This window comes from Bacillus sp. FSL L8-0654 (assembly GCF_038629965.1).
Classification (GTDB): Bacteria; Bacillota; Bacilli; order Bacillales; family Bacillaceae; genus Bacillus; species Bacillus safensis.
Map to the genome: position 1 here is coordinate 3,124,342 of NZ_CP152026.1, position 11,554 is coordinate 3,135,895.

The following is an 11,554-nucleotide window of genomic DNA, read 5'->3' on the forward strand; positions in this document are numbered from 1 at the left end:
TAGAGAAGAAAAATGATAGAAAAAAAAGAAAAAAATGAGAAAACGATGAGAAGAAATATCATCATTTTCTCTATTTTACGCTGCATCCCAACGGCTTCGCGGGTTTGCTTTCAATCTATTGTTCTCATCACACCAAAAGACAATAAAATGGTTTAGTAGAAAATGACCATCCCGTTTAATACATTTCAAATATAATAAATTTTCTATCAAAAAGTCTCGATCTATTTTCCAGTTTGTCAGATAATCTCTCGTAAATTTTTGCAATTTCACATGTCTCATCTACTATCAGCTTATTTTTATATAGATAAAAAATGCATCAGATGGCATAAGAATCTACTTTTTCACTAAGAAAATGTCTTTCTTTACCGTTATTTCAGTATATTAAATATTGAGCTGCTAACATTCAAACGTGTTCTGCCGAAATGGTTGCTTTATAATAAAAGGAGTAAGATGACCATGTGAAAGGAGCGAATTGACTGTGACACCACACATTTTTGTCGCCAAACCCTTACCTGCTTCTTTTGAGGAAATGCTAAAGGAACATTGTACATACGAGGTTTGGCAATCCAAAGACCCTATTCCAAGAGACATTTTGTTTGAAAAGCTGCAGCACGCTGATGGTCTTTTAACATCTGGAACGAAAATCGATCAAGAGCTGTTAGATCACGCACCAAAACTCAAGGTAGTGAGTAATAACTCTGTCGGCTATGACAATTTCGATATAGAAGTGATGAGACAAAGAGGCGTGATTGGTACGCACACCCCTTATACGCTCGATCATACCGTGGCTGACCTTGCCTTTTCACTCATACTCTCCTCTGCGAGAAGAATCGCCGAGCTTGATCGTTTTATCCGTGAAGGAAAATGGACGAAATTCGTACAGGAGGAAGAGATCTTTGGCATTGATGTTCATCATCAAACACTTGGCATAATTGGCATGGGACGTATCGGCGAGCAAGTAGCAAAACGGGCGGCACTTGGGTTTGATATGAACGTTCTTTATCATAACCGAAGCCGAAATGAAAAGGCTGAATCGGCGTATGGCGCTGTCTATTGTGCACTTGATGATCTTTTAAAACAAGCTGATATCATCGTGTTGATTACACCGCTGACCGAGGAAACGTATCATATGATTGGGGAACGAGAATTGAAGTTAATGAAGCAAACGGCTTTATTTGTAAACATTTCCCGCGGGAAAACAGTGAATGAAAAAAGCCTCATTCAAGCCCTTCAGGAGGGATGGATTAAAGGCGCTGGTCTTGATGTGTATGAGCAGGAACCGCTTCAAGAAGATCATCCTTTCAAAGAGATGAACAATGTCACCCTAGCCCCTCACATCGGTTCCGCTACTGAAACAACAAGGGATCTCATGCTGAAACGAGCCATTCATAATGTGATTCATGGAATAGATGGGAAGGCGCCTGTTGATGTTGTGAAGGAGCTTACTTCATCTTGAACAGCAAAGACGCAGAAACTGCGTCTTTTAAATTGTTGACAAAGGGCTAAAATGATCTTTATTTTAGCTCTTTGTCTTCTTTTCAGCGTGATAGAAAACCTTTGCAGTCTAGGAAGGACGGCTACTTTTGCGGAGCGAATTTGACATTCGTGAGCACCAGCGCGCAGGACTGACAAAGAATGCGAGGGTTTGTCTACACGCTGAAAGACGCGAAACTGCGTCTTTTTATTTATTTCTTTAGGAGACATCAGGATAAAAGACTCATTTTAGCAAAGATCCTCATTCTTTACATTTCCTTCATGTTCGGGTGCTATAATATGAGCTAGACAAGCATCAAGAGGACGGCATCCGATTTCCTTAATAGGAGGATGAAGATGAAAAGATTGAGTTCGGTTTTTACTATGTTCGCTCTGATCGCTGCTATTCTGTTTTCTGGATTTGTCCCGCAGCAAGCTCATGCAGAAACACCTCTTACACCAACAGCCACAACTGAAACTGCTTCTATTCAGCTCACGCCAGATGTGCGCACCCTTGCCGTCATTAATACGTTTGATGGTGTAGCAGATTATTTAATTCGCTACAAACGACTGCCTGATAACTACATTACGAAATCACAAGCAAGTGCTCTCGGATGGGTGGCATCTAAGGGAAATCTAGCCGAGGTGGCGCCAGGTAAAAGCATTGGTGGAGATATTTTCTCAAACCGGGAGGGACGTCTTCCTTCAGCAAGCGGCCGAACATGGCGTGAGGCAGACATCAACTACGTTTCAGGCTTCCGCAATGCAGACCGTCTTGTGTATTCAAGCGACTGGCTCATTTACAAAACAACAGACCATTATGCGACTTTCACCCGTATTCGATAATCAAAAAAGACAGCCCTATTTGATCTGGGGCTGTCTTTTCGTATGGTGGTTTACGGTATGAGGTTTTTCACGTAATCCTCAAAAGGAATCGGCAGCGGCTTTTTCGACACTTCTTCGTGTTCATGTGTGGTGACATGATCCTCAGTAACGATCACACGTCCTGTTGGCGTGAGCTTTGACGCAAGCGGTCTTTTGTTAAATGGAGAGGATTCATTTTCATAAATCTCGTGTCTCATTTGGGCCAATACAGCCTCGTCCACCTCGTTCAATGTGAAAGCATAGCCTGTTTCAGCGCCATCTCCCTTATCTAATTGGAGCAGATGTGTCCCTTTTTCGGTTTCCTCAGCTTTGACGCGAAACCGCATTGACGCTCCTTCCACCCAATCTCCTGTAAAAGGCACAGGCTGAAGAGGTAAATTCACACCAAATCCCGCATCAATGAGGAAGTGTTCGTTGTGATGCTTCAACATGATGGCTACGTGCGTGCCATCAATTGCCCACGTACCCGCTTCTTTGTTATACACTGTGCCTTGAAGAAGCTGTACAGAGAGCCCTGCCTCTTTTAACACATAGTATAAGAGAGGATTGAGATCGTAACAAAGACCTCCTCTGTTTTCTTCAAGAAGATGCTGCTTCAACCCTTCTTGATTCAAAGCGTAGGATTGTTTGTTCAAAACAGATCTATTTTCGAACGGAAAGGTATAGGCCATTTTTTTTAATAATACAGGCAAGTCTTTAAAGGTGATGGACTTGCCTTCATATCCGACCTTCTGTAAAAAAGCTGATTGAATCATGACATTCCCTCCTAAAAAAACTGAGCCTTTGAAGAGACTCAGTTTTCTTGATTGATAAAATCTGTTAACGCCTCAATGGCTTCTTGTTCATCTGCACCATCTGCAATCAGTGTGACAGTAACCCCAGAGCTGATCGCAAGACTCATGAGACCCATAATGCTTTTCGCATTGACTTTTTTCCCATCTTTCTCTAGAAAAATATCAGCACCAAAGCGATTGGCTTCTTGTACGAACAAAGCGGCTGGACGTGCCTGCAAGCCTGTTTTCAGCTGGATGGTGACCGTTTTTTCCACCATATGATCTGCCTCCCTTTTTCATTCTCCTATTTGAGTGTAACAGCTTGTCCGTTTCGTAATTGTTCTGCGATTTGATCTAGCTTTCTTAAACGGTGGTTAATCCCTGACTTGCTGATCTTGCCGCTTTCCACCATTTCTCCAAGTTCTTTCAGCGTGACCTCTTGATAGTCGACTCGCAGTTTGGCAATTTCACGAAGCTTTTCCGGCAGGGCATCAAGCCCAATTTTTTCATCAATGAATTGAATGTTCTCGACCTGACGCAGTGATGCACCTATCGTTTTATTCAAGTTTGCTGTTTCACAATTGACGAGCCGGTTGACGGAGTTCCTCATATCTCGGACGATCCGCACATCTTCAAAGCGAAGCAGTGAGTTATGAGCACCCACAACGCTTAAGAATTCCGTGATTTTTTCTGCTTCCTTCATGTACGTAATGTACCCTTTTTTGCGCTCAAGTGTTTTACTATTGAGATGAAATTGATTCATCAGCTCACAAAGGGCATCATTATGTTCTTTATATAGTGAAAAAATTTCAAGGTGATAGGAGGACGTTTCTGGGTTATTCACAGAACCGCCTGCTAAAAAAGCACCTCTCATATAGGAGCGCTTGCAGCATCTTTTCTTCACAAGTTCTTCTGAAATATTGCGCTCAAATACAAATTGCTCACCTAATATTTTTAAATCCTCTAAAATGGTTTTCGCTCGTTCTACCAGTCTGACAATATACACGTTATTCTTTTTCAATCTCATTTTTTTACGGACGAGCAGTTCGACTGTCACATCGTATTTCTTTTTGAGCAGCGTATAAATCCGTCTTGCAATGGCTGCGTTCTCTGTCTGTATATCTAAAATCAATTTTCGATTAGAGAAAGATAATGAACCGTTCATACGGATGAGGGCAGAAAGCTCTGCTTTTGTGCAGCAGTCCTTCACGTCCAGATTAGTCAGCTCTTTTTTTGTTTCGGATGCAAATGACATCCTTGCCACCCCCATTCCTATTTTTTCTGTTGCAGCAGGTCGACAAGCAGCGAGGCTACTTTCAGCGTGTCATGACGAATGACATGCTGGTCATATGTAATGATTTCTCCAGGAATCACTTCTAGTCCCATTGCTTTCAGTGCATCTGTGTCGAATTGGACAGGCTGTGCCTGTTCTTCTGCATATTTTGCTTTGATTTCTTCTGGAATTTCTTTATTGTTCACAAAAATCGTATCGATAAATGGACGATCCATATGATCATTTAATGCCTGCACATGATCAGCTGCACTGTAGGAAAGCGTTTCCCCCGGCTGCGTCATGACATTGCATATATACACTTTTTTCGCCTTAGAGCGAATCACTTCTTCTCCAATATGCGGGACAAGCAAGTTTGGCAAAATACTCGTATACAGGCTGCCAGGCCCAATGACGATTAAATCCGCCTCACGAATGACTTGAATGGATTCTGGCAGCGGTTCAATCGTATCGGGTGTGAGGAACACTCGTTTAATTCGCTTACCATAGGTAGGAATTTTCGATTCTCCTGTCACCATTTGCCCATTTTCTAATTCCGCATGAAGAACAACACTTGAGTTCGCTGCTGGCAATACTTTTCCTCTCACATTTAAAACCTTGCTCATTTCAGTGACGGCATGAAAAAAATCACCGGTTATATTTGTCATGGCCGCAAGAATGAGGTTGCCGAGTGAGTGGCCTGTTAAGTCATTCCCTTTGTTAAAACGGTGCTGAAATAAATCTTCTACAAGCGGTTCAACATCAGAGAGAGCCGCAAGGACATTTCGAATATCACCTGGAGGGGGAATATTCAAATCATGCCGCAGTCTGCCTGAGCTGCCTCCGTCGTCAGCAACCGTTACTATAGCGGTAATGTCCACCGGCTTCGTTTTAAGCCCTCTGAGCAAAACAGATAAGCCAGTGCCGCCGCCAAGAATGACCACCTTTGGTAGTGTCGTCATCTATTTTCTGCTTCTCTTTTCAATGTCCCGGTGAGTGACATGTGTATAGTAATCGTTTTTAAAATACTCCGATAAATAGTTGGCTAGTGTCACAGATCGATGCTGTCCGCCTGTACAGCCGATGGCAATCACAAGCTGGCTTTTTCCTTCTCGTTTATAGGACGGAAGCATAAAGCTGAGGAGATCGATTAATTTCTCTGTGAATTTTTGTGTTTCAGTCCATTTCATCACATAGGAGCGCACTTCTTCATCGTTTCCAGTCTGTGGACGCATGCTCTCAATATAGTAAGGATTCGGCAGGAATCTCACGTCAAAGACAAGATCAGCATCAATCGGCAGACCGTATTTAAAGCCAAAGGACATCACGTTTACTGTAAACACCTGCCCTTGATTCGTGGCAAAGTGCGTGACAATTTTTTCTCGCAGCTGTTTTGGTTTTAAATCCGATGTATCAAAAATCATTTGAGACCGGCCTTTTAACTCCTCTAGCAGCTCGCGCTCCATTGCAATTCCTTCAAGCGGCAAACCTGTGGTCGCAAGGGGATGCGAACGTCTCGTTTCTTTGTATCTTGAGACAAGTACCTTATCATTTGCATCTAAAAACAGAATCCTTGGCGTGATCCAGTCAAGATCACTCATTTCATCTAACGCGGCAATTAAACTGTCAAAAAATTCGCGTCCACGCAAATCCATCACAAGAGCGACCTTGCTCATCTTGGAATTCGATTCCTTCATGAGCTCTAAGAACTTCGGTAAAAGTGATGGCGGCAGGTTATCAACACAAAAGTAGCCTAAATCTTCAAAGCTTTGAATGGCGACGGTTTTCCCCGCACCTGACATTCCTGTAATAATCACAAGCTGAATATCTTCTTGTTTGTGTGTATTCATGCCTGCTTCCTCTCCTTCTTTATGAAAACGGTTCATGTATTATTCTCCCTGAGGATCTAACCGATAAGCAATCAACTCAAAATCGGGTGTATACGTAAAAGTGCCGTGCAGAAGTCCCTTTCCTTTAAGCATGAAATCAAGAATATGGGAATCTCCTGGGGCCATCGGCAAATGAGGCACATCCTTTACGTCATGCCACTTTAAAATGCCTTCCTCTGACTCTGTTACGTTTTTTCCGGTAAATGAATCTGCCATAAAGGTAAACATCATCCACTCTTGAACGATTTGATCGCCTTCTTTTATGATAAAGGTAAAAACACCTTTCAGCTGCGGATTTAAAATATAAATACCTGTTTCTTCTCTATATTCTCGAACGACTGAATCCTTGACCGATTCTCCGCTTTCCATTTTGCCGCCCGGTGCTACCCACCAGCCCCGTCTTGGCTTTTGCAGCAAGAGAACTTGATCTTCGTGATGCAGCACACAATTCGTTACTCGTTGCATCAGCTGTCACCTACTCTTTTATGTCTTTAACTTATTATACAGGTTCAACCTGACTCCCACAATGAACATGCCCGTTCTTCCCCGAAAACAGACCGGTTTTCGTTTGAATCGTGTAACGGGCAATTTCTCTACTCTTTATTTTACAGCATCTAACGGTTCTCCATGCGTCATTTGTGAACATCTCGTGAATTTCTGATTTTAGGCAAAAAAAAGGACACGGATTCACATCCGTGCCAAACATGTATTCCTTATAAAAGGGGGTCAATTACTAGTTTCATCATAACGGATAATTATTTCACCCGTGTTACATTCCAGTTAAAAGCCCATGACGCTATATTAAGGATTTACGACAGCCTTTTATTTCGTTGCTTTGAGTTTTTCAGCAAGCTCTTCTACATAATGCTGTGCGCTTTGTGCTGCAATACTTCCGTCACCTGTTGCTGTCACAATTTGACGAAGTGTTTTTTCTCGAATGTCACCAGCGGCGAAAATACCTTCCACTCTTGTTTCCATTCTTTCGTTTGTCTCGATGTAGCCTTCTTTATTTGTAATGCCGAGATTTTCAAATGGTTTAGACAGTGGCAGCATGCCGATATAGATAAAGGCGCCGTCTGTTTTAAACTCTTCTTCTTCACCAGTCACCGTATCAACCAATGTCACACTGCCGACTTTCCCGTTTTCTTCATTGATCTGTTTGACGGTTTTGTTCCACTTGAAGTCAATTTTTTCATTATCAAAGGCGCGCGCTTGTAAAATGCTTTGTGCACGAAGTTTATCGCGTCTATGGATAATCGTTACTTTAGAAGCGAAGCGTGTGAGATACACACCCTCTTCTACCGCAGAATCTCCGCCGCCGATGACGACAAGCTCTTTGTTTTTAAAGAATGCCCCGTCACATACTGCACAATATGATACGCCGCGGCCGCCAAGTTCTTTTTCACCTGGTGCACCGATTTTTTTGTATTCAGCCCCTGCCGCGATAATGACAGAGCGTCCTTTGTATTCTTTTGAGCCGGCTTTGACGATTTTATATTCTTCACCGTTCACGATTTCTTTAATATCGCCATATGCATACTCTGCACCGAATTTCTTCGCATGCTCAAACATTTTATTTGAAAGTTCCGGCCCTAAAATGCTTTCAAAGCCAGGATAGTTCTCGACATCTTCCGTATTCGCCATTTGTCCGCCTGGAATTCCTCTTTCAATCATTAATGTTGAAAGATTTCCCCGTGATGTATAAACAGCGGCTGTCATTCCGGCAGGACCAGCTCCAATGATGATCGTATCGTAGATTTTTTCTTCTGACACAACTGTCACTCCCTCTTCAATTGCTGCTCGCATTTCTTATTAGAATGCCCTTGGGTGATGCTTCCATTCATGACAGAGAGCATCATTTCCACTCTTAGCTTTTATTCCTTACCCATATCCTATTAAATCTGCGGGGAATAAGCGAATCATTTGCTCATATCTTCAAAAAAAGAAAAAGCTTCCTTAAACTGCTGTTTAAGGAAGCCTGTTTACGGTTATATAAAAAGTAATGATTTATTCAACGACTCTTCTTACAACGCCATTGAAAGCTTTTTTCCAGTATACGTTGTTCATTGAGTCAACTGAAACACCGCGAGAGCTGTTATCGTTCAAGAATGAACCGTTTCCTAAGTAAATACCAACGTGTCCATTTACTTTATACGTATCAAAGAACACAAGGTCTCCGCGTTTCATGTCAGATGCACTTACAGCTCTTCCTTTACCTACAAGCGTATCTGTTGTTGTACCGCCAACTGGTCCAAGGTTGATGCCTGCTGATGCAAATGCCCAGCGAACGAATGAAGAACAGTCAAAACGACGTGCGTCAATATCGGCTTGTGATCTGCCGCCGCCCCATTTATATGGAGATTGTCCAACAATCGTAGAACCTGTGCTGATTGCACCTTCAATTCCGCCTACGTTACTGCTGACAGGTGATCCACCGCCAGAAGATGGCTTCTTGCTTGGTGCACTGCTGTTGCTGTTATTGTTGTCATTAGAAGGTGATCCACTATTACTTGAAGACGGGCTGCTATCGTTATTTGAGCTGTTGTCTTCCGCTTGGACACTAGCTTGACGCTGCTGCTGTTGTCTTTGCGCTTTTTCTTCTTTTGCTTTTTGAGCTGCTTCTCTTGCTTCTTTTTCAGCTTGTTTTTGTGCAGCGATTGTTGCGTCTTTTTCAGATGCAATGCTGTTAGCCTCACTGTTTAACTCGCTGATTTCAGAAAAAGCACTTCCTTTTTGCTTTTTCACTTGCTTGAATAGCTTGTCTTTTTCATCAAGCTGTTTATTCAAGTCTGATTGAAGCGTTTCAAGCTTTGCAAGTGTGTTTTGCACATTTTCAAGCTTTGTGTTTAATTCGTTTTCAGACTTTTGAAGTTCTGCTTTGTCTTTTTCCTGCTCTTTAATGATTTCACTGTCTGCGTTGATCAGTGTAGATACTGCACCTGCACGGCTGATGAAATCGCTAAAGCTTTTTGCTCCTAGTAATACATCTATGTATTTCGTAGAACCGCCGCTCTCTTGAAGGGCACGTACACGCTTTTTCAAGAACTCGTTTCTTTCTTCAATACGTTTTTCTGTATCAGCAATTTCTTTTTTCAGTGCTTTGATTTCTTTTTTTGTTTTTTCATTTTCTTTTTGTTTTTCTTCGATTTGATCACTTGTTTTTAAAGCTTTCTCATCAATATCTTTAAGCTTTTGAGCAAGTGCCTCTTGTTTTGCTTCAAGCTTTGAAAGCTCTTCTTTTTTCTTTTGAAGATTCTTGTTTACCTCAGATTGCTTGCTGTCTAGTTCTTGTTTCTTTTGTTCAAAGTTCTGTGCGTTTGCTTCATGCGTAAATGGAATAAATAAACCGCTCGCTCCGATCACCGAAGCTAAACCGAAAGTAATAAACTTTTTCACGAATAGTTCCTCCTTTGACAATTTCCCAAGCGACATTAGAAAGCAGCAAATTCTCTGCGATCAATCTGTGCTCTCTATGTCTTTCTTCCTGATTGTTCAGTCAGTTGTTGACCAGATTGTTTCTATCACTAGGTGTTTCATTATGTATAGTAAAATATTTAAATATCTATCTTTATTTTAATCCACGAGTTTCATTATACATGAGACATCGACAAAATGAGCTAATATTTTTATTACATTTATGTTTCAAAAACATGTCGTGATTGTCATACTTCGCCAATTCCTTGCAAATCCCACCTTTTTATCCAAGAAAAAAGCATGACCTTTTCGGCCATGCTCGGATGTTCTGAATCTATTTACCTATTTAATCGATTAACGTACAGATCTCTCGTTCGTATTTAGACAGTGTTTGAACACTGATCTGAAAAGCGGACGCAACATCTTTTTTGCTGACAGCTGCTTCTTGTTCATTCATCCATAGATAATAAGATGCTGCTGCCCAGGCAGGTGCATTTTTCTTATCAATACCAGAAGCACGTGCCTGCTGAATAATATGGAATAACCAAAAATAAGGCATATGGCTGTCAGGCTGAACCGCTTCCTCCAGACTAGATGCCGCCTGTTTTGCAAAAACTGCATCTTCTGAAAAAGACTTTTCTTTCATTTCATCTTCATATAAAAGCAGTTCTATGAATTGCTGTTCAAAGGCCGTTTTCGCTGCGCGTGCATCAAGGACAGACTGCAGAACGTCACGTTCCCCTTTTTGTTTACTGACATAGTACGCAGTCAGCCGTTCCTCAATCGAGACCATTGGCTCAGTCACCTCAGGTTTATCCTGCCACGGCTTGATTTCATCTGCATCGATATCTTCTTCGACCATCTTATCCCAAACCGTTTGGGCGAGCGTCTTGTGGCCTGTATGATAGGCTGCGCTTGCAAGCCAGTATAAAAATGTACTATCTCCTTGAAAACCTGTTTTGTACAAAGAATAAAGCCATTTAAAGGCCCATTCAAATTCTCCCACAAGGGCAAATGTTGCACCAAGCTTATAACGCTGTTCACTTAGTATTGGATACACGTGCGTTAATTGCTTTGCTAACACATTGACCTTTTCTTCTTCTTTTTCATAATGGTAGAAGACTAGCTGATTGCAAAGGGCATGCAGATTACCGGGATTTTCATGAAGGACCCGGTTCAACATTTCTTTCGCCTGATGGATTCGGCCAGAATAAAAATAGGCCAAAGCGAGATTATTATACGCCGACCAAAATTCTGGATACTCAACAATCATCTGTTCCAGCATCTCAATGGCTTCATCGAGTCTGCCGCTTTCTAGCAAATGGTTTGCTTGATCCTGCTTCACAATCAGGTCATCCTGATCATAAGGAAAATCTTCGTCCTCTTCGTCGCTCATATCGAGCAGGTCAAGAAGGTCGTCATTTTCATCCGCAAATTCCCCGTTCTCTTCCAGCGCGGCATAAGCAGTAGCTGATTTATATGCCTCTTGAAACAGTCCGAGATTCGCATAATTATTGGCTTTAAAATAGTGGCACTCAGACATGTTTTCATCGATGTGTTCAAGGATAAAATCAAGCAGTTCATTTGATTGCTGGTAATGACCCATTTCAGTATAAATAATGGCAAGCTGTGACAGCATTTCTACATTTTCAGGCTCAAGTACGATGGCCCGCTGTATCAGCTTACTTGCCCTAGACAGATTTCTTTCTCTATATGCTTTAAGACCTTTATGAAAAAAGTAATGCCCATCTTGAAATAGCTGGACGACTTGTGTGTGATTATTTTGAGAAGTGTATTTACTCACCGATACCCTCCATTTCGAACAGTGTACCGTGTGTAGTATAACATAC

At 41.8% G+C, this 11,554-nt stretch carries 11 protein-coding genes; 2 read left to right on the forward strand and 9 right to left on the reverse strand.

From position 1 onward, the window contains the following. The first annotated feature begins 478 nt into the window (after window positions 1-478). Together MHH65_RS16225 and MHH65_RS16230 are read left to right on the forward strand one after the other, a co-directional pair. A complete protein-coding gene (locus MHH65_RS16225; protein WP_268412599.1) occupies window positions 479-1,456 on the forward strand; it encodes a D-glycerate dehydrogenase in 978 nt (325 codons plus the stop codon). A gap of 374 nt (window positions 1,457-1,830) precedes the next feature. Beyond that, window positions 1,831-2,319 (forward strand): ribonuclease, encoded by a 489-nt coding sequence (locus MHH65_RS16230; RefSeq protein WP_024423547.1) that lies wholly within the window; start codon window positions 1,831-1,833, stop codon window positions 2,317-2,319. Between the two features lie 50 nt (window positions 2,320-2,369). Here the strand turns inward: MHH65_RS16230 and MHH65_RS16235 are convergent, their stop codons facing one another. The 9 genes from MHH65_RS16235 to MHH65_RS16275 form a co-directional block, all read right to left on the reverse strand. Then, entirely contained in the window at window positions 2,370-3,113 is a 744-nt protein-coding gene (locus MHH65_RS16235; protein WP_041107913.1) for an arylamine N-acetyltransferase, read from the reverse strand. A gap of 38 nt (window positions 3,114-3,151) precedes the next feature. Further along, the gene (locus MHH65_RS16240; RefSeq protein WP_024423549.1) at window positions 3,152-3,409 is read right to left on the reverse strand and encodes an HPr family phosphocarrier protein; all 258 of its coding nucleotides are present in this window, start codon (window positions 3,407-3,409) and stop codon (window positions 3,152-3,154) included. Between the two features lie 26 nt (window positions 3,410-3,435). Beyond that, window positions 3,436-4,386 (reverse strand): DNA-binding protein WhiA, encoded by a 951-nt coding sequence (gene whiA, locus MHH65_RS16245; protein ID WP_024423550.1) that lies wholly within the window; start codon window positions 4,384-4,386, stop codon window positions 3,436-3,438. Between the two features lie 17 nt (window positions 4,387-4,403). Further along, complete coding sequence (locus MHH65_RS16250) at window positions 4,404-5,363, reverse strand: YvcK family protein (protein ID WP_024427676.1); 960 nt, start codon at window positions 5,361-5,363, stop codon at window positions 4,404-4,406. After that, window positions 5,364-6,251, reverse strand: coding sequence for an RNase adapter RapZ (gene rapZ, locus MHH65_RS16255; RefSeq protein WP_024423552.1), 888 nt, complete (start codon window positions 6,249-6,251; stop codon window positions 5,364-5,366). 39 nt (window positions 6,252-6,290) lie between these two features. Continuing rightward, window positions 6,291-6,755 carry an 8-oxo-dGTP diphosphatase gene (locus MHH65_RS16260; protein WP_024423553.1) on the reverse strand — a complete coding sequence of 155 codons (465 nt, stop codon included), beginning with the start codon at window positions 6,753-6,755 and terminating at the stop codon, window positions 6,291-6,293. Between the two features lie 357 nt (window positions 6,756-7,112). Then, complete coding sequence (gene trxB / locus MHH65_RS16265; RefSeq protein WP_087976242.1) at window positions 7,113-8,063, reverse strand: thioredoxin-disulfide reductase; 951 nt, start codon at window positions 8,061-8,063, stop codon at window positions 7,113-7,115. 234 nt (window positions 8,064-8,297) lie between these two features. Then, entirely contained in the window at window positions 8,298-9,686 is a 1,389-nt protein-coding gene (locus MHH65_RS16270; RefSeq protein ID WP_098677520.1) for a C40 family peptidase, read from the reverse strand. Window positions 9,687-10,050: 364 nt separating this feature from the next. Then, the gene (locus MHH65_RS16275; protein ID WP_024423555.1) at window positions 10,051-11,508 is read right to left on the reverse strand and encodes a tetratricopeptide repeat protein; all 1,458 of its coding nucleotides are present in this window, start codon (window positions 11,506-11,508) and stop codon (window positions 10,051-10,053) included. Between the last annotated feature and the right edge of the window lie 46 nt (window positions 11,509-11,554).